This is a genomic window from Corallococcus exercitus (assembly GCF_042231735.1).
Lineage (GTDB): Bacteria > Myxococcota > Myxococcia > Myxococcales > Myxococcaceae > Corallococcus > Corallococcus exercitus_B.
Map to the genome: position 1 here is coordinate 9,657,744 of NZ_CP102577.1, position 22,430 is coordinate 9,680,173.

General features: G+C 72.0%; 17 protein-coding genes and 1 pseudogene. 10 read left to right on the plus strand and 8 right to left on the minus strand.

Annotation, left to right across the window (positions count from 1 at the left end):
* Positions 1–4: 4 nt before the first annotated feature.
* Both NR792_RS38940 and NR792_RS38945 read right to left on the minus strand, forming a co-directional pair.
* On the minus strand, positions 5–466 hold the full coding sequence (locus NR792_RS38940) for a hypothetical protein (protein WP_375757749.1): 462 nt from the start codon (positions 464–466) through the stop codon (positions 5–7).
* Between the two features lie 77 nt (positions 467–543).
* Positions 544–906, minus strand: a complete 363-nt coding sequence (locus NR792_RS38945; protein ID WP_207049295.1) for a response regulator — start codon at positions 904–906, stop codon at positions 544–546.
* A 159-nt stretch (positions 907–1,065) separates the two neighbouring features.
* Between NR792_RS38945 and hpf the strand changes: the two genes are divergently transcribed.
* Both hpf and NR792_RS38955 read left to right on the plus strand, forming a co-directional pair.
* Positions 1,066–1,428, plus strand: a complete 363-nt coding sequence (gene hpf, locus NR792_RS38950) for a ribosome hibernation-promoting factor, HPF/YfiA family (protein ID WP_375757750.1) — start codon at positions 1,066–1,068, stop codon at positions 1,426–1,428.
* Between the two features lie 157 nt (positions 1,429–1,585).
* Complete coding sequence (locus NR792_RS38955; RefSeq protein ID WP_375757751.1) at positions 1,586–3,682, plus strand: MXAN_5187 family protein; 2,097 nt, start codon at positions 1,586–1,588, stop codon at positions 3,680–3,682.
* Positions 3,683–3,770: 88 nt separating this feature from the next.
* Here NR792_RS38955 and NR792_RS38960 read toward each other — a convergent pair whose 3' ends face one another.
* The 5 genes from NR792_RS38960 to NR792_RS38980 all read right to left on the minus strand — a co-directional run bounded on the left by NR792_RS38960 (position 3,771) and on the right by NR792_RS38980 (position 12,021).
* Entirely contained in the window at positions 3,771–5,420 is a 1,650-nt protein-coding gene (locus NR792_RS38960; RefSeq protein WP_375757752.1) for an ATP-binding protein, read from the minus strand.
* A gap of 76 nt (positions 5,421–5,496) precedes the next feature.
* A complete protein-coding gene (locus tag NR792_RS38965) occupies positions 5,497–6,861 on the minus strand; it encodes an ABC transporter substrate-binding protein (protein ID WP_375757753.1) in 1,365 nt (454 codons plus the stop codon).
* Positions 6,861–8,213, minus strand: a complete 1,353-nt coding sequence (locus tag NR792_RS38970) for an FG-GAP repeat domain-containing protein (protein WP_375757754.1) — start codon at positions 8,211–8,213, stop codon at positions 6,861–6,863. The genes NR792_RS38965 and NR792_RS38970 overlap by 1 nt, the downstream gene beginning before the upstream one ends.
* The gene (locus NR792_RS38975) at positions 8,210–10,828 is read right to left on the minus strand and encodes a penicillin-binding protein 1A (protein WP_375757755.1); all 2,619 of its coding nucleotides are present in this window, start codon (positions 10,826–10,828) and stop codon (positions 8,210–8,212) included. Before NR792_RS38975 ends, NR792_RS38970 begins: the two co-directional genes overlap by 4 nt.
* Before the next feature lie 128 nt (positions 10,829–10,956).
* Positions 10,957–12,021: a tetratricopeptide repeat protein gene (locus NR792_RS38980; protein WP_375757756.1), complete on the minus strand. Its 1,065-nt coding sequence runs from the start codon at positions 12,019–12,021 to the stop codon at positions 10,957–10,959.
* A gap of 206 nt (positions 12,022–12,227) precedes the next feature.
* Here NR792_RS38980 and xth point away from each other — a divergent pair, with 206 nt between their 5' ends.
* From xth to NR792_RS39000, 4 genes and pseudogenes are all read left to right on the plus strand, one after another.
* Positions 12,228–12,998 carry an exodeoxyribonuclease III gene (gene xth / locus NR792_RS38985; protein WP_375757757.1) on the plus strand — a complete coding sequence of 257 codons (771 nt, stop codon included), beginning with the start codon at positions 12,228–12,230 and terminating at the stop codon, positions 12,996–12,998.
* A gap of 14 nt (positions 12,999–13,012) precedes the next feature.
* Positions 13,013–14,185 carry a threonine synthase gene (locus NR792_RS38990; protein WP_375757758.1) on the plus strand — a complete coding sequence of 391 codons (1,173 nt, stop codon included), beginning with the start codon at positions 13,013–13,015 and terminating at the stop codon, positions 14,183–14,185.
* Positions 14,186–14,226: 41 nt separating this feature from the next.
* Positions 14,227–14,844, plus strand: a pseudogene (locus NR792_RS38995) (TIGR02269 family lipoprotein).
* Positions 14,845–14,859: 15 nt separating this feature from the next.
* Positions 14,860–15,570, plus strand: a complete 711-nt coding sequence (locus tag NR792_RS39000; RefSeq protein WP_375757759.1) for a double-CXXCG motif protein — start codon at positions 14,860–14,862, stop codon at positions 15,568–15,570.
* 1 nt (position 15,571) lies between these two features.
* Here the strand turns inward: NR792_RS39000 and NR792_RS39005 are convergent, their stop codons facing one another.
* Entirely contained in the window at positions 15,572–17,962 is a 2,391-nt protein-coding gene (locus NR792_RS39005) for a TIM-barrel domain-containing protein (RefSeq protein ID WP_375757760.1), read from the minus strand.
* A gap of 74 nt (positions 17,963–18,036) precedes the next feature.
* Between NR792_RS39005 and NR792_RS39010 the strand changes: the two genes are divergently transcribed.
* The 4 genes from NR792_RS39010 (at position 18,037) to NR792_RS39025 (ending at position 22,387) form a co-directional block, all read left to right on the plus strand.
* Positions 18,037–18,228 carry a hypothetical protein gene (locus NR792_RS39010; RefSeq protein ID WP_375757761.1) on the plus strand — a complete coding sequence of 64 codons (192 nt, stop codon included), beginning with the start codon at positions 18,037–18,039 and terminating at the stop codon, positions 18,226–18,228.
* A gap of 93 nt (positions 18,229–18,321) precedes the next feature.
* A complete protein-coding gene (locus NR792_RS39015; protein ID WP_375757762.1) occupies positions 18,322–18,846 on the plus strand; it encodes a hypothetical protein in 525 nt (174 codons plus the stop codon).
* A 105-nt stretch (positions 18,847–18,951) separates the two neighbouring features.
* A complete protein-coding gene (locus tag NR792_RS39020) occupies positions 18,952–20,595 on the plus strand; it encodes a GMC oxidoreductase (protein ID WP_375757763.1) in 1,644 nt (547 codons plus the stop codon).
* A gap of 349 nt (positions 20,596–20,944) precedes the next feature.
* Positions 20,945–22,387, plus strand: a complete 1,443-nt coding sequence (locus NR792_RS39025; protein ID WP_375757764.1) for a sensor histidine kinase — start codon at positions 20,945–20,947, stop codon at positions 22,385–22,387.
* Positions 22,388–22,430: the final 43 nt, after the last annotated feature.

Genomic DNA, 22,430 nt, shown 5'->3' on the forward strand with positions numbered 1-22,430 from the left:
GCCGCTAGAGGGCTGGGGGCGCGCTGTCCATGGAGGCCTGGCGCGACCGCTCGTCCTCGAGCTCCTCTTCCTCCGCCGCGCGGCTGGCCTCGTCCGCGGAGGCGAGCGTCTGGACCTTCACCTCCTCCAGCAGCGCGGCGGCTCGCGCCTGGGCGGTGTCCGGCACCAGCAGCTCCCACCAGGGCAGCAGGTTGCCCGTGGTCAGCTCGTCCACCACGCCCGAGCGGCCGGGGCGCACGATGAGCGGGATGCGGTGCTCCTCCAGCACGTCCACGAAGACCTGGGCCGTCACGGGGTCGTCCGCGATGCCCGCCCTCACGAAGCGGCGTTGATCCAGCTCATGGGGCAGGGGCAGCCCCCGCTCGCGCATCTCCTCCGCGGAGACGAGCGGTGGGTGGTTGGGGCAATCCGTGCAGTCCACGACACTGTCCTGATACTCCGAGCCACACCGTGCGCAGTACCTCATGAAGCCCTCCTGGGCGATGGCTGGAAAGTTAGGAACGGCTCGCGCGGATGGCAGGCGGCCCCCCGCGCGAATTTCCCTCAGTGCCGCGCCGCGTCTCCCAGCTCGCCCACCATGCGGCTCAGGCGCTCCACGTCGATGGGCTTGCGCAACACGGCGTCGCAGTAGTCCGCGTTCTCCACCTGGGCGTAGCCGGACACGAGGACGACACGGGCATTGGGTTCGCGCTCCTTCACCTGCTGCGCCAGCTCCGTGCCGTTCATTCCGGGCAGGGATTCGTCCGTCACCACGACGTCGGGGTGCGTGGCCTCGAACGCCTTCAGTCCCGCCACGCCGTCGGACGCGGTGGTGACCTCGAAGTCGTCCTCCAGGAGCTCCGCGAGGAGTTCCCGGCTGTCCCCGTCGTCCTCCACCAGCAGGACCTTGATTCGCTCGCCATCCATGCGACTAGAGCAACCCGGTGCCACGGAGGATTCGTCCAACGCGTCCCGGGCGCGGTGACGTCCGGCCGGCTGCTTCGGGGGAGGGCAGGCGGGAAGGCTTGCGGCGGCCCCTCACGGGCGGGCGGGGGACTGCCCATGTTTGTGCCCGGAGGTGATTCCATGAAGGTGCTGTTGCGTGGAGTGCATCTGGGGCTGAACGACAACCTGAAGCAGTACGTGGACACCCATCTGGTGGCCCACATCGAACGGTTCGCCGAGGACGAGGCGTCGGAGATCGACATCGCGCTCGTGGACATCAACGGGCCCAAGGGAGGCGTGGACAAGGAGTGCCGGGTGACGGTGCGCATGCCTGGATTGGAAGCGGTGCACGTGACGGAGACGTCGGAGACGCTGTTCCAGGCCATCGACGCAACGCGTGATCGCCTGGAGAAGGCCATCAAGCGCGCGGTGGAGCGCCGGCGCCAGGGCATGGGCAACAGCGGGATGCCCTTCGACCTGAACGCGGACGCGACGAACTACTAGGCGTCCGGCTGTAGCACGATGGGATAGAGCGAAGGGCCCGGGAATTCCGGATGCCAGCCAGGCATCCGGCCCCCGGGTTCCTTCGGGCCAGTTCCTTGCTGGGGTTGAACGGTGGACGCTATAAGCGGACCCCTCACCCTTGGGCTAAAGGACGGCGATGGTCCGCCTCAAGTTCCTGCTGTTCGCACTCCTGGTCCTCGGACTGGGCCTCGCTCACCTCCCGATGCTGTCGGCGCCCCAGCGTGCGCGCGCGGTGGATGGTGCGGCGCTCCAGGCCGCGTCGGGCACCGGCGAGGTCGCGCGTCGCGTGGATGCGCGCCGCGCTGAAGTCCAGTCCCTGGCGCTGAAGCTGGCCGGCAGCCCCCAGGTGGCCGCCGCCGTGCACGCGCTGAATCCCACGCCCGTGGCGAAGTCCCCGCGCGACCGCGGCTATGGGCGCGACGCGGAGGAGCCGGCCGGGCTGCTGCCGCTCACCGCCGAGCGCTTCGGCGCGCTGCGCACCGCCGCGGAAGCCGGTCTGCCCAAGGAGCTCCAGGGCGCGGTGGTGGCGGTGGTGGCCGGCGACGCGAGCTTCCATGCGCGCGCGGGCGCCGAGCCCTCCTCCGACACCGCGGCGCTGGACGTCGCGGCGCTCGCCAAGGCGGGCACGTCCGTGGTGGACGCCTTCGGGGCGCCGCACGTGTTCGCGTCCGTGCCGCTCGCGTGGAGCGGTGAGGGCACTCCCGCTCCGGCGGTGACGCTGGTGGTGGGCGCGCCGCTCGCCGCCGACGCCGCGCTGCAGGGCGCGCTGGACGCGTCCGGCGCGGCCGCGGTGGGCCTGGTGCAGGGCGACAAGGTGGTGGGGGGCGTGGGCGCGGAGAAGGCGCGGCTGGATGGCGCGCTGCCCCGCCTGAGCGCTGGTGCGAAGGACACGGTGCTGGAGTCGGGTTCGCTCCAGGCGCTGGGCCCGGTGCAGCTGCCCGCCTTCACCAATGGCGACGCGATGGGCGGCCAGGCGCCGCTGTTCGTGGGCTCCCGCCAGGCGCTGACGGGCACGCCGTATGAAGTCGTGGTCCTCGCGGGCACGGCGGCGACGCTGGCCCCGCTGGCCGCGTACCAGCACACCGCGCTGCTCGCGCTCGCGGGCCTGTTGGTGCTGAGCCTCCTCTGGACGGCGCTGATGGGCGGGGGCAAGAAGGCCTCCGACGAGGAGGCCGTGTCGGGCAGCTCGGACACGCTGGGCTGGTCCGCGGCGCTCGCCGCGCAGACGGCTCCGGCCGCGCAGCCCGGGGCCACCTCGCCGCCGGCTCCGGCCGCCGTGGCGCCCGTGGCCGCTCCCGCGGCGGATCCGTTCGGTTCGAACGCTCCCGCGGAGCCCCTGTCCAACCCGTTCGGTTCGAGCGCTCCCGCGGAGCCCCTGTCCAACCCGTTCGCCTCGGCCGCGCCGCCGGCCGCGGATCCGTTCTCCGGCCCGGATGCGTTCCCGTTCCCGGGGTCGCCGGCTCCGGCCGCGGATCCGTTCGCGATGCCGCCTCCGCAGGCCGCCGCGCCGCTGGCGGATCCGTTCGCGATGCCGGCGCCCTCGGCCCCCAATCCGTTCGGTGCGCCGCAGGCCGCCGCGCCGCTGGCGGATCCGTTCGCCGGGGCGGAGTCGTTCCCCTTCCCCTCGCCGCCCGCGGCCTACCCGCCGCCGGCCGCGGAGCCGTTCACGCCGCCTCCGGCGTACGCGCAGGGCGGAGCGATGCCCTTCGAGCACCCGGCCCCGGAGCCCATCGCCCCGGCGGCGCCGCGTCACGGCGCGTTCGCCTTCGAGGACCAGCCCACGGCGGCGTACTCGCTCCAGCAGGCGGCCAATCCGTTCGCGCTGGCGGCGGCGCAGACCTCGGATCCGGAGTCCCCGGAGACGACGCGCGTGGCGGCGATTCCGCGCGAGCTGCTCCAGGCGAGCACCCGGCCCACGTCGGAGGCCATCCCGATGCCGCCCCCGCGCTCCAGCGCGCCGCAGGCGGTGCCGCTGCCCATGCCGGGCGCCAACAGCGCGGCGGCGGTGGCCCTGTCGGAGGAGCAGCACTTCCAGGACGTCTTCCGCGAGTTCGTCACCACGCGCGAGCGCTGCGGTGAGCAGGCGGATGGCCTGACGTACGACAAGTTCGTGCAGAAGCTGCGCAAGAACAAGGAGCAGCTCGTCACGAAGTACGCGTGCAAGACGGTGCGCTTCCAGGTCTACGTGAAGGAGGGCAAGGCCGCCCTCAAGGCGACGCCCGTCAAGGACTGACGTCCCCTCCCGCCACCGTGCGGTGCCCGAAGGCCCGGGACCTCTTCCACGAGGTGCCGGGCCTTCTTCACGTGGTGCCTGCTTCCGGTCAGCTCGCGCGGGGGAGCACGACGCTGAAGCGGGCACCCTGGCCCGGCTCTCCGCCGACCTCCAGGCGGCCGCCGTGCTCCTGGAGGATGCGCGCGGCGATGGCGAGCCCCAGGCCGGTGCCGCCGTCCTTGGTGGTGAAGTAGGGCTCGAAGATGCGGGCGCGGTGCTCCAGGGGGATGCCGGGGCCTTCGTCCTCCACCTCGACGATGGCGTCCGCGTCGGTGCCCTTCACGCGCACGCGCAGCGCGCCGCCCTTGCCCGTCATGGCCTCCTCGGCGTTCTTCACCAGGTTGACGAGCACCTGCGTGAGCTGGTCGCGGTCCGCTCGGGCCACCACGCCCGTCTGGAGCGCGGGCTCCAGCTGGATGCCTTCGGGCGGCGCGGCGTACAGCGACAGGACACTCTGGGCCAGCTCGCTCAGGTCCACCGGGGCGAGCTGGGGCTTGGGCAGGCGCGCGAAGCGGCTGAACTCGTCCACGATGCGCCTGAGGCGCTCCACCTCCTCCAGCACCACGCCCGCGCTCTCCTTGAAGAGGGTGGGGAAGCTGGGGTGGCGCGCCTCGTGGGCGGCCATCAGCGTCTCCAGCGACATGCGGATGGGGGTGAGGGGGTTCTTGATTTCGTGCGCCAGGCGCCGGGCGACCTCCTGCCACGCGGCGATGCGCTCGGTGGCCATCAGGCGCTCGGTGGTGTTCTTCAGCTCGGACGTCATGTGGTTGAACGTCCGGACCAGCTCGCCCACCTCGCCGGTGGCCCGGGCCGTCACCTGGACGTCCAGCGCCCCTTCCGCCACGCGGCGCGCGCCGGAGGTGAGGGCCTCCACGGGCCGCGTCATCCAGCGCGACACGAGCATGCCCAGGAGCGCCGCGAAGCCCAGGCCCAGGCCGGCGAGGAGGAGGAACGCGCGCATGACGCCCTCTTCGGCCTCACGCGCGGCGGCGCGGCTGAAGGTGAGGCGCACGGAGGCCGCGTTGCCCAGGGGCAGCACCTGCTCCACGGTGGGCGGGGCCGCGCTGCCCGCGTGCGCGACCTGCGTGTCCCCGGACAGGAGCGTCACGTCGGATTGCGTGAGGCGGGCCAGGTGCTGGGCCAGGCCGTCATCCAGCACCACGCCGCCCACTGCCCACAGGCGCACGTCGCCGTAGTCCACGGGGCGCGCGGTGACGAGGGCGGGGACCTGACGCAGGCCCGCGTCGCCGCGCACGTCCACGCGCACGGGGACGGGCTTGGGGGACTTCTCCTTCGTCACGGCGAAGAGGACGGGGTCCGGGTCTCCGCGCCGGGCGGGCAGGTGGCCAGAGGACAGCACGGTGCCGTTGCGGTCGAAGAGGGCGAGCACCGTGAGGCCACGGCTCTTCATCAGGCCCTCGGCGGTGTTGGCCTGGATGGCGCGCAGGGGGGCGGAGCGCGCTTCGCGCACGAGGTCCTCCATGGCGGGGCTCTCCACCAGCTCCTCGACGGCGCGGCGCGCGTTGGCGGCGGAGCGCTCCAGGGACTCCTGCGCGGAGGTGGTGGCGGCCGTCATGCGCGCGTCCAGCTCGCGTGACAGCGTGTCGCGCAGGCGCGTCAGCGTGAGGGGAACGACGATCGCCAGCGGCACCAGCGCGAGCAGGGCGAAGGCGAGCGCGAGCCGGGTCCTCAGCCGCATGCGGGCCGCTCCTTCCTGGGGGCCTGACGGCCGAGGCGCTTCAGGGCCGCGGTGCGAACCGTCACGTGGGCCGCGCTCACGGCCGCCCTCCACCACCCGAGGCCTCGACGGGGGCAAGCCAGGCGCCTTCGAGCACCGGCAGGCCCTGGGCATCCAGCACCAGCCCCGTCACTTCCGGCGCCGCGCGCAGGGCGAGCCCCTGGGCGTACAGCGGGATGAGCGGCACGGAAGGGGCGAGGGCCAGGGCCCTTTCGCGGCTGCGCGCATCGCGGGCCGTGGCGTCCGTGAGCGCTCCGATGGGGGGCAGCTCCACGCCGAGCAGGTCCCTGCGCCCGCCTGCTTCCAGCACCACCGCCAGCGCGGGGCCGGGGATGGGCGGCAGGAGGAACGCGTTGAGCATCAGCTCGAAGTCGCCCCGGGCCTGACGGCTCCGCAGCGCCGCGCGCGACTGGGGCTCCAGCGCGACGGTGTAGCCCTGGTCGTGCAGCTTCACCTGGATGCGCTCGGCCACGGCGCGCTGATCCGCGAGCGCGGCGTCATAGGCGAGCGTCACCTTGCGCGTCGCGCCCGCCGGGGGCGTTCCGGGCCGGGCCTTGGAGGTCTGGGGCATCAACGCGGGCGGCAGCAGGTTCGCCATGGGCACGGCGGGCCCCTTCACGAACAGCCGCGTGAGGTCCTCGCGGTCGATGGCGCTCTCCACGGCCTGACGGAAGTCCGCGGGCACCTTCCGGGGCGAGTACGCCAGATAGGTCGCGTACAGCGCGGCGCCCGTGAGCGTGTCGTTGTCCGGCGGCGTGCCCAGCTCCACCTGCACCTGCCGCGCGGACCACAGCCGTGTGAGGCCGCGTTCATCCGTGGCGGTGAGCGCCAGCCGGTCCAGGTATGGCCGGCCTTCAGGCCACGCGGCCTGGGCCTCCAGCACGCCCCGGCCCGCCGCGCTGAACGGGCCCGACGCGGGCGACGGCGGCGTCGCGAGGGCAGGGTGACACAGCGCGCGCTCCAGATCGGGCCAGGGGAAGGCCAGCGCCAGGTCCAGCGTGGCGCCCGTGGACGTCACCTGCCGGCCCTCACCGCGCAGCGGATACAGCAGCGCGCGGTACGGTGACGGCGACTCCGTGGACGACAGCCGCGTCCACGCACGGGCCAGGGCGGTGGCGCTGGCGGCGGAAGGCATCGCAATGCGCAGGGCCTGCGGCACGGGCCGGGGCAGCTCACGCGACAGCGTCGCATGCACCTGCCCGTTGGCGTCCACGCGACACACGGGCCGCGTGAGCAGGCCCAGCAGCGCGGCCTCCATCGGCGTGTCGGCGAGGGCGGGCTCACCGATTTCGGGCGGGCCCGCGTGGGCCACCCTCAGCTCGCCGCCATAGCGGGGACGACTGGCCGCCAGTGCGGGCGTGGAGGAAAGAAGAACGAGGCCCGCGAGGGCGGAGCGGATCATCACGGTGCACCCTGGCGCAGGAGGAACAGCTCGCTGGTGCCGTCCGGCTTCCATGAACCCACGAGGACCTCGCGGCGCTTGTCGCCATCCAGGTCCGCCGTCACCACGTACAGCGCCCGGCCCGGCGGGAGCGCTCCCTGCCACAGGGGCTCGTGTGCCATCGGCGCGTCGGACGTCAGCGAGAACACCCGCAGCACCTCCGGTGCCGGCTGGAGCTGCGGTGACGTGGTGAGCAGCTCCGGCACCCCGTCCCCATCCAGGTCTCCCAGCGCGCTGCCTGCTCCCAGCCCGGACACCCTCGCCGGCGCGGACGCGGGACGCGCGTAGAGCGACGCGGTGCTGTCCGCATGAACGAACAGCATGCGCGGGGCCGCGAAGCTCGCCGTGCTGAAGGGCGCGGGCACCGTGAGGGTCCGCCCGTCCGCCAGCCGCACCTCGGGCGCGAACGCCGTCTGCCCCGGCACGAACGTTCCGCGCTCCGCCGTCCCCAGCGGCGCGGCGTCCAACGTCCCCGACGGGCGCAGCGTCCCCTTCGCCTTGTCCAGCACCAGCACCTCGCCCCGTGCGTACCGCGTGCTCCAGGCCGCGAGCCTCGGCGGCCCCGTCAGCACCGCCAGCGCACCGAAGGCCTCGCGCGTCGTCGCCGCCGCCGCCGCTCCTTCCAGCTCCCGCCGCGCGAGCACCCGCCCGTCCGCGCTGAACACCACCACCTCGTGCTCGGTGAGCGCGGCCACTTCGTCGCGGCCGTCACCGTCCAGGTCACCCGCCGCCAGCGCGCCCAGCGGCATCTCCAGCCGCGCGAACACCGCGCCCAGCAGCCGCACCGGCCGCCGCTGTTGCGGCCCCGGGCCCGGCGTTCCCGACGACGGCGTCCCCACCGCGGCCAGCGCCAGCACCGCGGCGTCCGCCTCCACCCCTTCCGCCACCGCGGCGGCCGGCTTCGGCGGACGCGTGGGTGTGCGGCCGGACCAGAAGTTCACCCACGTGCCCAGCACGTCGCCTCGCGCCACCAGCTCGCCGCCCTCCACGTCCAGCGTGAGCCGCGCCAGCGAGCGGGCCCCGTGTTCGCGGGCGGCGGCCTCGGCGCGTTCGGCCGGGACGTCCAGCACCACCGGCCCCAGGTTCATGGCCGAAAGCCGCGCGGCCAGCAGCGTCCCGAACGCCCGGCGCAACTCGGCGGAGCCTCCGGACAGGCTGAGGGCCACGGGCGCTTCGGCGGGCGCACCGCGAATGGCGTCCGCCACGGCCAGGGCCAGCCGGGCGGAGGCGGGAGGCGCGCCTTCGTCCGACTCCGCCTGGGCGGGCAGGGCGAACGCGAGCGCGAGGACCAGCGTCAGGAGCGAGCGACTCACAGGCCCCTTTTGCCACCTTCCTCCAGGAAGTAGTTGTCCGGCGTCACCTGTCCGGGCGGCGGGGCCTCGGCGGTGGGCTGGGTGCCCTCCAGGTAGGGCTCCATCCGGCCCGGAACGGCGTTGCCCGCGAGCAGCCCCGTCGCCGGGTCGATGCGCACCTGGGTGACGCCCGGAGGCACCTCGAAGTCGCGCGCGGGCAGGCCGTCCTCCGCCACCCGCATGAAGTTGAGCCAGATGGGCAGCGCGGCCCGGCCACCCGTCTCGCTGCTGCCCAGGGGCGAGTTGTCATCGAAGCCCACCCACGCGCTGGCCACCCAGTCCATCGTGTAGCCGTTGAACCACGTGTCCTTGGACTCGTTGGTGGTGCCCGTCTTGCCCGCGGCGGGCCGGTTCAGCTCCCGCACCGCGCGCGCCGAGCCGTCCTCCACCACGCTGCGCATGAGCGACGTCGTGAGGTACGCCACCGCCGGAGGCAGCGTCTCCTCGAAGGCCGGCTGGTGCTCCTCCAGCACCGTGCCCTTCGCGTCCTGCACGCGCAGCAGCGTCAGCGGCTCCGCGTAGCGGCCGTTGGCCTGGAGCGTGGCGTACGCGTTGACGGCCTCCAGCATCGTCACCTCGCCGGTGCCTAGCGCCAGCGTGAGGTTCTCCGGCATCGCGGAGCGGATGCCCGCCCGGCGCGCGAAGTCGATGGCGGTCGCGGGGGTGATGGCCTCGATGAGCCGCACGGACACGGTGTTCTTCGACTTGCTCAGCGCCGTGCGCAGCGTCATGGGGCCCTCGAAGCGCCCGTCGAAGTTCTTCGGCCGCCACTCCTTGCCCGTGTACGGGTCGCGGATGGACTCCGGCGCGTCGTTCACCATGGAGAGCGGCGTGAAGCGGCCGCTGGCCAGCGCCGCGCCGTAGATGAAGGGCTTGAAGGACGACCCCGGCTGGCGCTTCGCCTGCGTGGCGCGGTTGAACGACGAGCGCTCCGCGTCGTAGCCGCCCACCATGGCCACCACGTTGCGGTTGGCCGGGTTGATGACCACGAGCCCGCCCTGCACCACGGGCACCTGATCCAACGTGGCCTCCACGAAGGCCGGCGCCGGAGGCGCCTTGAGCACGCGCACGAACACCAGTTCGCCGGGCGTGAAGACGTCCGCGATGTTCTTGGGCGCCTTCTTGTTCTTCTGCCGCGCCCAGGAGACGGAAGAGAAGGACACCTCCGCGGTGCGGCCCACCAGGTCCACGCGCGCCACGTCGCGCTTCGTGTCCACCTCCGTGACGTAGCCGGTGAGGCGCAAGCCCTCCTCCATCGGCTTGAGGAGGACCTGGCCCGCGCGCGCGCGCTCCGGCGACTGGACCTCCTCTTCTTCCGAATCCGTGTCCGCGGCCAGCGCGGCGGGGCGCTGCTCCTCGGCGCCTTCCACCTCGGGCGCGGTGGGTGACTTGGGCGCCGGAGCCGGAGCGGCGAGCGGCTGCGCGAGCGGCGCCAGGTCCGCGACGTAGCCCTGGTCCTTCTGCCGGCGGCCGGCCTCCTCGATGCGCTGGACGATGAGCTCGCGGTAGCGCTTCCACTGCGCTTCCTCCAGCTTGCCCTGCGCGCCCCGGTATCCCTGGCGCCGGTCCACGGCCTCCAGGCCGTCGCGCACGGCCTGCTCCGCGGTGGCCTGGAGCTTGGGGACGAGCGCGATGTTCACGCGCAGGCCGCCCTCCATGACCGTCTTCTCGCCGTAGCGTTCAATCAGCGTGCGGCGGATCTCCTCCGCGTAGTAGGCGCCCGCGCTGACCGGCTTGCGCGGCGCGAGCACGATGGGCTTCTCCTTCTCCGCCTCCACCACCGCGCGCGGCACGAAGCCCTGGCCCGCCATCTGCTCCAGCACGTAGCGCTGGCGCGCCTTGGCGCGGGTGATGTTCGCCACCGGGTTGATGCGGTGCGGAGACTGCACGGTGCCCGCGAGCACCGCGGCCTCGCCCACGGACAGGTCCTTCGCGTGCTTGCCGAAGTAGAAGAGGGCGGCCTCCTCCAGCCCGTAGCGGCGCTGCCCGAAGTACACGCCGTTGATGTAGAGGCTGAGGATCTGATCCTTGGTGAGGGCCTGCTCCAGGCGCGGGGTGAGGATCCACTCACGAATCTTGCGGCCCAGGCTGCGCTCCGGCGTGAGCAGCATGTTCTTCACCACCTGCTGCGTGAGCGTGGACGCGCCGGACTTGCGGCTGCCGGGGATGAGGTTCTTCACGCCCGCGCGCAGGATGCCGAAGGGGTCCAGGCCCTCGTGCTTGTAGAAGTCCGCGTCCTCGGCGGCGAGGAACGCGTTGCGCACGTGCGGGGGCAGGTCCTCGATGCGGATGAGCGTGCGGCGCTCCAGCGCGAACTCCGCGCACAGCGAGCCGTCCGCGCACGTCACCTTCGTCACCTGCGGCGGCTGGTAGTTGCGCAGTGACTCCACGGAGGGCAGGTCGCGGCTGAAGTAGACGTACGTGCCCACGCCCACGCCGATGAGGAGCACCAGCCCGACGACGCCCAGCACCAGCAGCCGCTTCGTCCAGCGCCACAGCGCGGCGCCGAAGCCGCCCTTCCTGGGCGGCGGGGCTCCGGTCGGGGCCGGGGGGAGAGGCTCGGGAGAGGAGGGCATCGGTCGGGCCGGAGTCATGACGCTCGTGAAGGCGGGGAGAAGGTTGGAAGGTTAGACCGGGGGGCGGGCGGGGTGAACCCATGCGGGCCCATCCCCCCGGGACAGGGGCTGTTTCCTGGTTGCCCGCCCTACGGCGCGACGGGCGGGAGGGCTTCCGGCAGGGCCGGGGCGGCGGGGTCGGCCCGGGCGACGCGGCCCACCCGCTCCGCGTTGACGCGGGCCTGCACGTAGCGGGGCGACAGCCGGGTGGCGGCGGCGTAGGCGGCGCGGGCCTCCTCCAGCCGGCCCAGGCGCTCGCAGGCGACGCCCAGGTTGTTCTGCACGTAGGCCACGTGGGGCAGGAGGCCCGCGGCCTGGGTGAGGACCTCCACGGCGCGGGCGTTGTCGTTGGCGCGCAGGTAGGCAAAGCCCAGGTTGTTGAGCGCGTGGCCGTGCTCGGGGTCCAGGTGCACCGCCTGCTGGAAGCGCAGGATGGCGGAGGCCAGCTCGTTGGCGCCCAGGTGGGCGCGGCCGAGCACCTGGTACACCTCCGGGTCCTCCGGGTCGCGCAGGAGCGCCTCCTCTCCCACGCGGACCCCTTCCGCGAAGCGGCCCTCGGACACCAGCAGCCGCGCCTGCTGCACCAGCGCCCCCGCGTCGGAGGGCTCCGCCTGCCCCAGCCGGCCATACGCGGCGATGGCGAGCTTCGTGTCCCCGGCCAGCCGCGCCGTGCGCCCGAGCTGCGCCAGGGCGTCCGTGGCACCCGGGTCGTCATGCAGCGCGCGGCGCAGTTCCGTCACCGCCCCGGACAGGTCACCCAGGTCGCGCAGGCCCTGGGCGCGGGCCACGTGGTCCACCCGGCGGGCGTGCGTGTGCGGCAGCGCCAGCGCGTCGCCGGAAGCCGGAGCGTCGGCCAGCGCTTCAGCGGGGGCGGCCTCGTCCACGAGGCGCGGGGCGGCCAGCAGCGAGGGCTCGTGGGTGGAGGGCTCCAGCGGAAGGGTGGGTGCGGCGGCGACAGGGGCCTGGGCGGCGCGGGCCTCCACGGCGTGGGCGAGCCAGGGCTTGAGCAGGCGGGGCAGGGGGACGTCCTCCCAGGCGGCGAGCCCCAGGGCGGCGAGCGCGGCGGGGACGAGGGCCTTGCGAAGCGCGGGCGGCACGGTGAAGCGCCGGAAGGAGGCGGGGTGGCGGGACCGGGTGCGCGTCTTCGGGTTCATGGCAATCCCCTCGGGGCTGCTCAGGACAGCGGCGGGCGCCTGGAGCGGCGGCCCGGGGCCGCGCTGGTGGCGGCCCGAGACTCCCTATTGCGACCGGTGTGCCAACGGCTTTCCCCTCGGGAGGCCAGCGGGTGTGTCCCTGGGGCCACAGGCGGCGGGGGAAAAGCGTGGCAGGGGCGTGGGCCGCGTGCGACGGTCCGCGCCGCATGCGAATCGCGACCTGGAACGTGAACTCGGTGAGGGCTCGGCAGCAGCGGTTGGTCAACTGGCTGAAGAGCGCCCAACCAGACGTGCTGTGCCTGCAGGAGCTCAAGTGCACCGACGCGGACTTCCCCTTCGACGCGGTGAAGGAGGCGGGCTACTTCGCCGCGGTGCACGGGCAGAAGACGTACAACGGCGTGGCCATCCTGGCGAAGACGGAGCCCACGGATGTCATCCGGGGCCTGTCGGACGGGGTGGATGACACGCACGCGCGCTTCATCTCCGCGACGGTGAACGGCATCCGCGTGGTGAGCGCCTACGCGCCCAACGGGCAGCAGGTGGACTCGCCCGCGTACGTCTACAAGCTGGAGTGGTACCGGCGCTTGAGGAACTACCTGGACACGCGCCACAAGCCGGACGACCTGGTGGTGATGGGCGGGGACTGGAACATCGCGCCGGAGCCCATCGACGTGTACGACGTGGCGCAGTGGGAAGGGCAGACGCTCTTCACCCTGCGCGAGCGGGACGCGCTCCAACAGGTGTGCGCGTTCGGGCTCACGGATGCGTTCCGCAAGCTGCACCCGGACGTGCAGAAGTTCTCCTGGTGGGACTACCGGATGCTGATGTTCCCCAAGAACAAGGGCGTGAGAATCGACCACCTGTTCCTCACGGCGCCGCTGGTGCCCCGGCTCACGGCGTGTGACGTGGACCGCGAGGAGCGCAAGGGACAGCAGCCGTCGGACCACGCGCCGGTGTGGCTGGAGTTGAAGGACTGAGTAGAGTCGGAGGCATGTCCGTCCTCCGACTTGAATGCACGAAGTGCGACCAGACGTATGCGCCGGGCAAGGTGTGGAACCTGTGCACGGCGTGTCAGGCACCGCTGTTCGCCCGCTACGACCTGGAGCGCGCGGCCCGGACGCTGCGCAAGGAAGCGCTGCCCGGGCGTGAGCGTTCGATGTGGCGCTACCACGAGGTGCTGCCGGTGGACGACCCGGCGCACCGCCTGACGCTGGGTGAAGGCTTCACGCCGCTGCTCTCCGCGCCCCGGCTGGGCTCATGGCTGGGATTGCAGCGGGTCCTGGTGAAGGACGAGAGCGGCAACCCCACGGGCTCCTTCAAGGCGCGAGGCCTGTCCGCCGCCGTCTCCATGGCGAAGGCGCTGGGCGCGAAGGCGGTGTGCCTGCCTTCCGCGGGGAACGCGGGCAGCGCGCTGGCGGCGTACGCGGCGCGGGGCGGGCTGGAGGCGCACGTCTTCGTGCCCAAGGACATCGCGTCGTTGTTCCTGATGGAGACGCGGGCGTACGGCGCGCACGTGGAGACGGTGGACGGGCTCATCTCCGACGCGGGCCGGGTGTGCGCGGGGCTGGCGGAGGAGCATGGCTGGTACGAGTGCGCCACGCTGAAGGAGCCGTACCGCGTCGAGGGAAAGAAGACGATGGGCTACGAGCTGGCGGAGCAGCTCGGGTGGACGCTGCCGGACGTCATCCTCTACCCGACGGGCGGGGGCACGGGGCTCATCGGGATGTGGAAGGCCTTCGAGGAGATGGAGGCGATGGGGCTCATCGGCGCGAAGCGGCCGCGCATGGTGGCGGTGCAGGCGCAAGGGTGCGCGCCCATCGTGAAGGCGCACGCGGAGGGCAAGCCGGACGCGCCGATGTGGCAGGGTGCGACGACGCACGCGCACGGCCTGCGGGTGCCCAAGGCGCTCGGGGACTTCCTCATCCTGCGCGCGGTGAAGGACAGCCACGGCACGGCGGTGTCGGTGACGGAGGAGGAGATCGTCCAGGGCACGAAGGACATCGCCGCGGCGGAGGGCCTGTTCGTGGCGCCGGAGGGCGGCGCGTGCGTGGCGGCGCTCAAGAAGCTGCACGCGGCCGGGGACGTGAAGCCTGAGGAGACCGTGGTCGTGTTCAACACGGGTACGGGCTTCAAGTACGTGGAGAACATGGCGCCACTGTGGTGAGCCATTGGTTCAAGAAAGTCTTCGCGGTGGTCGTCTCCGTGATGCTGGCCGGGTGCGCGTCCGCGCCCCTGCCCGCGCTGGAGGACTGGGGCGCGGCGGAGGAGGACCACGCCTGCGATGGTCACGATCGGTGCGTGGCGCTGGTCTGCGCGGATGACCTCTGCGGCCTCTATCGCTGTGAGGACACCGGTGTGTTGCTGGCGCGGGGAGGCATCCGGCCTCCCGTGTCGTCAGCGGCACCCGGAGCAGGGCCCCGGCGCAACTGAGGCAGCGCCCAGCCGCTTCCGGGTGACCGCGACGCCATCTTCGTCATCCGTTGGTACAACCATCCCGCTCCGCCGCCGCCCCCGGATGGCAGGAAGCCTTCAGGCTCTGGATGGGTTCGGCACCATCTCTATCCCCAGGCAACGGACCTTGCGCGGTACTTCAAGCGTCAGGCGGGAATCAACGTGCATGATTTTACCATGGTGATTCCTCGCGCTGAGCACGTACGAATCCATGGCCCGGGAGGACGGGGCGGTCCCTGGAATCAGACTTGGAGGGAGTTCGCGGAGCAATACCCGCTCGCGACGCCACAACAGATCCAGAACCAGTTGGCCCGAATGATCGTTGACTTCAACATCATTGGGCCGATCGTCCACTATTACTACATGCGGTGATACCAGGAGGACCTCGTGAAGTTCTTCAGGCTTAGGGCCGCTGAAGGCCCACGCTTTACAGGTTTCCTGGATGCAGGGCATCGCTGGGGATTGCCGGGAGGGCTCTGCCCTGTTTGCAAGGCAAGCCCAGGGGGGCTGGGAGAAGCGTATCCCTCCGTTGATCTCTCAGGCTGGGCCCACAGAGGCGAGCTCACGGAACCAAGGCAGGAACCGCTCGAAGAGTATGAGCGACTGCGAGAGCTTCTCCGGCCGCAGGTGCCTTTCGAGGCGCCATTGCGTCCTGGGGCCGAATTCGGGCCGCTCACTGGAAAAGCCTCCGGCAAATGGAGCGCGCTCGATCTTCCGAGCCCTTGGACCCTGGTGATGCGAAGTGAGACCGTGGACCAGCTGTGCGAGGCTGGCATTGCGCTTCGCGCGAGCAAGATGGACCTGCGGTTCCGGAGCAAGACCGAAGTGGACCTGCGGGAGGTCGAAATCCATTGCCGGGGCCGACTGCACGACAGCTGTTTCCCAGGCGGACGGGAACGTCCCTGCGAACGGTGCGGGCGACAGGGAGGCAGCTTTCCAGATGCGCCCATCCTCGACGGGAGCACCCTGACCGGCGACCTGGACCTGTTCCGGCTGACGGACTACACGACCATCATCATCGCCACGGAGCGCTTCGTGGACGCCGTGAACCGCTTCGAGTTCGAAGGCGTCGTGTTCAAGGAAATCCCCGTCCTCTGACCTACGGCTCCACGTCCAGCCGGGTCCAGTCCGCGGCGACCTGAAGCTCCAGCACGCCGTTCTCGAAACGGTGTGCGCGAGCCCCTGTCACGTGTTTCACGGACTTCAAGCCATACACCCGCACCGTCTCCTCCGACCGGGCCCGAGAGAGCTTTCCCGTCTCGCTCCGCTCCAATCGCAGCACGCCCGCGTTCACGCCGCCGCGCAGCACCGTGAGCCGTGACTCGCCGTACCCATCCCCCGCGTCCTCGTAGAGCCGGCCGTGCACCTCCGGCGACGCGTGCACGTGCCACTCCAGGTGCTTCCAGTTCGCGTCCGTGGTGTGCATCGCGGGCCGCGTCAGCGCCACCGCGCCTCCCGCGCGCAGCCACACCGGCACCGTGTCCAGGGGCCCTTCCGCGATGACGTGCTGTCCTCCCTCGCGCACCGCTCCCGTGCGCTCCAGGCCCGGCCACTCCAGCCATTCCCCCGCCGGCAGATACGCCAGCCGCTTCGTCTGCCCGGGCCGCACCACCGGCGCCACCAGCAGGTCCCGTCCGAACAGGAACTGATCAAACGCCCCCGCCGCCTCCGCGTCCCCGGGCGCCTCCATCAAGAGCGGCCTCAGCGGCGCGAGCCCCGTCTCCGACGCCTCGTGCATCAGCGTGTACAGCGTGGGCAGCAGCCGGTAGCGCCGCTCCAGCGCCGCTCGCGCCAGTGACAGGTACGGCTCTCCGTACCGCCACGGCTCCTGCGGCGACGTGCCCTTGCCCGCGTGGTTGCGCATCAACGGGTAGAACGTCCCCGCCTGCATCCAGCGCACCAGCAGCTCACCCGTCGCCCGGCCGATGAACCCCGGGATGTCCACTCCCGTGAAGGCCACTGCCGCCAGGCCCAGTCCCATCAACATGGGCAGGGAGGTCTCCAGTTGCGTCCAGTGGCTGGAGTTGTCCCCCGTCCACACCGCCGAGTAACGCTGGATGCCCGCGAACCCCGCCCGCGTCAGCAGGAACGGCCGGGCCTCCGTGCGCAGTTCGCGCAGGGCCTCGAACGCGCCCTTCACCATGCCCAGCGCGTAGACGTTGTGCACCTCCAGGTGCCGCTTGTCCCCGTGCCGGGCGTCGTAGGGCAGCGTGTTGCCCTCCACCTTGCCCACGCCCTCCGAGCGCTCGCTCGTCAGCGTGAGGATGCCCACGTCCGGCTGCACCGCGAAGCACGACGGCTCGTTCATGTCATTCCAGAACCCCGCCATGCCCAGCGCCACGAAGTCGCGGTGCAGGCCGCCCCACCAGCGCTGCACCTCCGGCCGCGTCAGGTCCGGGAACACCGCGGGCCGGGGCCACACCTCGCCCACCAGCACGCCGCCCCGGTCGTAGCGCACCAGGTAGTCGCGCGCCTTCGCCTCCTCGTACACGCTCCAGCCCGGCTCCAGCTTCAACGCCGGGTCGATGATGGGCACCAGCCGCACACCCTGCGCCGCCGCCTCGCGCACCAGGCCCGCGGGATCCGGGTAGCGCGCCCCGTCCCAGGTCCAGACCTTGTACCCATCCATGTAATCGATATCGAGATACACGCAGTCCAGCGGCAGGCCCCGCTGCCGGTAGCCCTGGATGACGCCCCGGACGTCGTCCGCGTTCTCGTAGCCCCAGCGGCTCTGCTGCGCGCCCAGGCTCCACAGCGGGGGCAGGGGAGGCCGCCCCGTCAGCGCCGCGTACCGCCGCACCACGTCCGCCACGCCCGGGCCCGCGAACAGGTAGCAGTCCAGCTCCGGCCCCCAGGACTCCCACGTCACCCGCGCCACGTCCGCGAGCGCCACGTCCACCTCCGAGCGCCAGGACTCGTCGAGGAAGAACCCCCACGCCACGCCCTCGCGCAGGCCCATGAAGAACGGGATGGACTGGTAGAGCGGATCCGTGTCCGGGTGGTGCGGCACCACGTCCGTGTTCCAGAACGTGAAGTGCATGCCGCGCTTGTCCAGCGGCCCCACCTTCTCGCCGAAGCCCAGGTAGCGCTCCCCTTCAGGCGCTCGCAGCGCCAGCCGTGCGCGATGCCGGCTCATCGGATACGCGGCCTGCACCTCCCCGGACACGTCCACGCAGCGCGCCAGCTCCCGCCCCTGCGCGTCCCGGAAGCGCCACGTCCCCGCCTCCGCGTCCACCTCCAGGGACACCCCCTCCGCCGTCACCCGCACGTGGTCGCCCTCGCGCTCCACCGTCAGCGCGCGGCCCCCTTCCGCGATGACGGACCAGGAACGCTTGCCGGGCAGCTCGGGATGGAGGAAGCCGATCTCCGACGACACCGGCGCGTGCCTCAGCCGCAGGACACCGGGCAGCGGACACGACACCTCCAGGACGGCGTGCCGGCCGGACAGGCGCAGCCGGTAGGGTTCGACGTGGGCGTCAGCGACGTGCATGCCTCGCAATCTAGGGAGCGCGCACGGCCGGCACCCGCCTTTCCTTCCGGGCCCGTGCGATGCTGTCCACTGCCATGACGCCGCCCCCGGATCCGCTGCCGTTCCCGGACAGCCTCTGCCACCGCTGTGCCGCGCCGCCCCGCTACGTCCAGACGCGGACCTCCACGTTCATCATGTGTCCGCTGCTGCCCCAGAAGTACGCGCCCCAGCCGGTGCGCGCGTGCTCGCTGTTCAGCCCCCGCGAGCCCGGCGCCGCGCCCACGTAGCGCCCACCTGGCTCCAAGGGTGGGCAGGCGGCGGAGCAGGGAAGCCACTCCACCCCGGGCATCCGTACCTTTGCCCCAAGCAAAGGAGCCTTCATGGCCATCCGACGGAAGACCCCCGCCGCTCCCCGGCGGAAGCACGCCGCCGCCTCGCCCGCGAAGCGCGCCGCGCGCAAGAGCCACGCGTCCGCCAGCGCCAGTGGCCGGTATACGAACCCCGCGCTGCGCGAGCGCCTCAAACGGCGCATCTTGAAGGGAGACAAGGGAGGCCGCGCCGGCCAGTGGAGCGCGCGCAAGGCCCAGCTCCTCGCCACGGAGTACAAGAAGGCCGGCGGCGGCTACCGGGGCGGGCGTGGCACCGCGCAGCGGCACCTGTCCTCCTGGACGAAGGAGGAGTGGGGCACCCAGGACGGCGGCACCCGCGCCCGCCATGGGCGGACCACCGCGCGTTATCTCCCGAAGAAGGCCTGGGCCCACCTGAGCCCGGCCCAGAAGAAGGCGACCGAGCGCCGCAAGCGCGAGGGCTCGAAGGCGGGCCGCCAGTTCGTCGCCAACACGCCCGCCGCACGCCGGGCGAGGAAGCAGGCCACGAAGCGCCAGGCCGCGCCATCCCGCTCCTGAGGGCGTGCGACAGGTCCCGCGAGGACGGCCCGCGCTCGTGGCATAGAGTGCGGACCTCCTGGACGCGGGGGAACTCGCGCGCGCTCCGGGAACGGAGAGGACGTCATGGACTGCGACTGGCTCATCATCGGCTCGGGGTTTGGCGGCAGCGTCAGCGCGTTGCGGCTCGTCGAGAAGGGCTATCGCGTGGTGATGCTGGAGAAGGGCCGGCGCCTCCAGGGCCAGGACTTCCCCAAGTCCAACTGGAACCTGAAGCGCTGGTTGTGGATGCCGCAGCTCGGGTGGCGCGGCCTCTTCAAGATGACCTTCTTCCGCCACGTCACCGTGCTGTCCGGCGTCGGCGTGGGCGGCGGCTCGCTCGTCTACGCCAACACGCTGCCCATCCCGAAGGACGACTTCTTCGACGCTGGCTCCTGGGGCCACCTGGCGCCGTGGAAGCAGGAGCTGGCGCCGCACTACACGACCGCGCGCCGCATGCTGGGCGCCACCGTCAACCCGCTCAACACCTTCCCCGACCAGGTGCTCAAGGAGGTGGGGCAGGACCTGGGCCGCACCGACTTCCAGCCCACCACCGTGGCCGTCTACTTCGGCGAGCCCGGCGTCACCGTGAAGGACCCCTACTTCAACGGCGAGGGCCCGGACCGCACCGGCTGCAACGCGTGTGGCGGCTGCATGCTGGGCTGCCGCAACAACGCCAAGAACACGCTCGACAAGAACTACCTCTACTTCGCGGAGAAGCGCGGCCTCACCCTCCACGCGGACACGGAGGTGACGTGGGTGCGCCCCCTGCCGGGCGGCGAGGGCTACGAGGTGACGGCGAAAGAGGGCACCGGCTTCTTCAAGAAGACGCGCCGCTTCACCGCGAAGCACGTCATCTTCGCGGGCGGCGTGCTGGGCACGATGGACCTCCTGCTCAAGCTCAAGGCCTCGAAGGACGGCCTGCCCCTGCTCTCCGAGCGCGTGGGCGACGGCGTGCGCACCAACTCCGAGGCGCTCATCGGCATCGTCAGCGGCAAGCAGCAGAAGGACCGCGACCTGTCCCGGGGCATCGCCATCGGCTCCATCCTCCACACCGACGCGCACTCGCACCTGGAGCCCGTGCGCTACCCGGCGGGCTCCGGCTTCTTCCGCCTGCTCATGGCGCCCCACGTCCCCGGCGCCACCGCGTGGACGCGCGTGGCCCGCCTGGTGGGCCTGCTCGCGCGAAGGCCCCTGCGCTTCCTCCAGGCGTGGTTCGTCCCGGACTTCGCGCGCCGCACGATGATCCTCCTGTACATGCGCACCATGGAGGGCCACCTGCGCATGCGCCGCGGCCGCGCGCTCACCACCGGCTTCCGCTCCGGCCTCACCACCGGCCTGCAGGAGGGCCCCGCGCCCACCGCGAACATGCCGGAGGCCTTCGACCTGGCGAAGCGCGTGTCCGACAAGCTGGATGGCTACCCCATGACCATGGTCAGTGAGACGCTCATGGGCATCCCCACCACCGCGCACATCCTGGGCGGCGCGTGCATGGGGGATTCCGCGAAGACAGGCGCCATTGATTCACGCCACCGCTTGTATGGCTATGAGGGGCTGTATGTGGTGGATGGCGCGGCCATCTCCGCCAACCCGGGCGTCAATCCCTCTCTCACCATCACCGCGCTCGCCGAGCGCGCCATGACCTTCATCCCCGCCGCCCGCGAGCTGCCCCGGGGCGACACCGACGCCACGCTCGAAGCGCCCCGGCAGCCCCGCGCCGCCGCCTCCTGATGGTGCCCCGCGGGGCGTGTACGCGGACGGCCCCTGTGCCCCCTTGAGACCCGGGGCGCTCCGAGTGGACAGACGTGGGCGCAAGCCTCGTACTCCGGTCCCGGATGCGCCCGGTTCCATGGACGCCGGGATGGCCAGGATGTCATTGTTGGCTGCGAATGCACGGGATGGAGCCAGCCTGGTTCTGTCTCACACCGTCGGCGTGGGTGGGGGCCGGCAGTGTTCAAGCGAGGGCACTCCTCGTGCCCTCGGGCAGCATGGTTGGCCTGGGGAGTTCCGTGTAGTTCCTATTTTACAGGGTTAATCGCTTCCGCCACCATTCCGGTCGGGTGAAGAGATGACTTCGTCCATGTCTGCCTTTTCCTTTCATGCTCCGGCGAATGTCTCTCAAGGTCTGGAAGGGCGGGCGGCGGCGCTCCTGGCATTGCAGTTGCGTGAGTCTCGCAAGCGGGTGGATGGCCTGTTCTCCTGGCTGATGCTGGGGCAGTGGGTGGCCGCGGTGCTGGTGGCGGTGGTCGTGTCGCCCCACGGCTGGGAGGGCAAGGTGCGCGCGCTGCACCTGCACGTGCAGACGGCGGTGCTGCTGGGCGCGGCGTTGAGCCTGTTCCCGGTGATGCTCACGCGCCTGCATCCGGGGGAGGCGGTGACGCGTCACGTGGTGGCGGTGAGCCAGATGCTCTGGTCCGCGCTGCTCATCCACCTGACGGGGGGCCGCATCGAGACGCACTTCCACATCTTCGGGTCGCTGGCGGTGCTGTCGTTCTACCGCGATCCGAAGGTGCTGCTCACCGCGAGCCTGGCCATCGTCGCGGACCACTGCATGCGGGGCGCGCTGTGGCCGGAGTCCGTCTACGGCCAGCTCCACCCGGAGTGGTGGCGCTTCCTGGAGCATGCCTTCTGGGTGGCCGTCATCGACGCGGTGCTGCTCGTCGCCTGCCGGGACGCGCTGCGGGACCTGGGGGAGCGGGCCGCGCGCCAGGCCCTGACGGAGGCCGCCATCGAAGAGGAGCTGGCGCTGCGGGCGGGACAGCTCGACGCCGCCGTGCGCGAGGTGCACGCCTTCCGTGACCACGCGGAGCGGATGGAGCGGCTGGCGTCGCTGGGGCAGCTCACCGCCAGCGTCAGCCACGAGCTGCGCAACCCGCTGGCGGCCGCGCGCACCGCGCACGCGTTCGTCCTGCGCCGGCTGCGCAAGGCGGAGGCCTATCCGTCCGACCCGCGCATCCCGCGCTTCCTGGACATCATCGACCGGGAGCTGCAGGCGTGCTCGGTCATCATCTCCGACCTGCTGGACTACGCGAAGGGCCGGCCTCCGCGCCGCAAGCCCTGTCCGCTCAAGCCGCTGGTGGAGGAAGCCATCAGCGTGGTGCCCCGCCGCGAGGGCGTGCGCGTGAACAACCAGGTGCCGGACGGGCTGCCGGTGCCGCACCTGGACCGCGAGCAGTTCCGCCAGGTGCTGGTCAACCTCATCCAGAACGCGGTGGAGGCCATCCCGCCGGAGCGCTCCGGGACGGTCTGTGTGCACGCCGACGCGCGGGGGGACGGCGGCTGGAGCCTGCGCGTGACGGACGACGGCCCGGGCATCCCCGCGCCGCTCCTGGAGCGCATCTTCGAGCCCATGTTCACCACCAAGCTGCGCGGCACCGGGTTGGGGCTCGCCATCGTGAAGAGCCTGGTGCAGGGCCACGGCGCGCGCATCCAGGCGGAGAGCGACTTCGGCCACGGCTCGCGCTTCACAGTCCTGTTTCCAGAAGCGTCTGTTCAGGCGGCTGGAGTGGTGGCGCATCCCTGAGAAGAGAGCAGCGGCAGGTTGGCGACGCGCCGTGGGGCGTGGG

Excerpts from the sequence above, each read along its gene's own strand:
- NR792_RS39005 (WP_375757760.1), bottom strand. The coding sequence starts at position 17,962 with ATGCACGTCGCTGACGCCCACGTCGAACCCTACCGGCTGCGCCTGTCC.
- NR792_RS38960 (WP_375757752.1), bottom strand. The coding sequence starts at position 5,420 with ATGCGGCTGAGGACCCGGCTCGCGCTCGCCTTCGCCCTGCTCGCGCTG.
- NR792_RS38945 (WP_207049295.1), bottom strand. The coding sequence starts at position 906 with ATGGATGGCGAGCGAATCAAGGTCCTGCTGGTGGAGGACGACGGGGAC.
- NR792_RS39025 (WP_375757764.1), top strand. The coding sequence starts at position 20,945 with ATGTCTGCCTTTTCCTTTCATGCTCCGGCGAATGTCTCTCAAGGTCTG.
- NR792_RS38980 (WP_375757756.1), bottom strand. The coding sequence starts at position 12,021 with ATGAACCCGAAGACGCGCACCCGGTCCCGCCACCCCGCCTCCTTCCGG.
- NR792_RS38965 (WP_375757753.1), bottom strand. The coding sequence starts at position 6,861 with ATGATCCGCTCCGCCCTCGCGGGCCTCGTTCTTCTTTCCTCCACGCCC.
- NR792_RS38990 (WP_375757758.1), top strand. The coding sequence starts at position 13,013 with ATGTCCGTCCTCCGACTTGAATGCACGAAGTGCGACCAGACGTATGCG.
- NR792_RS39010 (WP_375757761.1), top strand. The coding sequence starts at position 18,037 with ATGACGCCGCCCCCGGATCCGCTGCCGTTCCCGGACAGCCTCTGCCAC.
- NR792_RS38975 (WP_375757755.1), bottom strand. The coding sequence starts at position 10,828 with ATGCCCTCCTCTCCCGAGCCTCTCCCCCCGGCCCCGACCGGAGCCCCG.
- NR792_RS38955 (WP_375757751.1), top strand. The coding sequence starts at position 1,586 with ATGGTCCGCCTCAAGTTCCTGCTGTTCGCACTCCTGGTCCTCGGACTG.
- NR792_RS39020 (WP_375757763.1), top strand. The coding sequence starts at position 18,952 with ATGGACTGCGACTGGCTCATCATCGGCTCGGGGTTTGGCGGCAGCGTC.
- NR792_RS39015 (WP_375757762.1), top strand. The coding sequence starts at position 18,322 with ATGGCCATCCGACGGAAGACCCCCGCCGCTCCCCGGCGGAAGCACGCC.
- NR792_RS38940 (WP_375757749.1), bottom strand. The coding sequence starts at position 466 with ATGAGGTACTGCGCACGGTGTGGCTCGGAGTATCAGGACAGTGTCGTG.
- hpf (WP_375757750.1), top strand. The coding sequence starts at position 1,066 with ATGAAGGTGCTGTTGCGTGGAGTGCATCTGGGGCTGAACGACAACCTG.
- xth (WP_375757757.1), top strand. The coding sequence starts at position 12,228 with ATGCGAATCGCGACCTGGAACGTGAACTCGGTGAGGGCTCGGCAGCAG.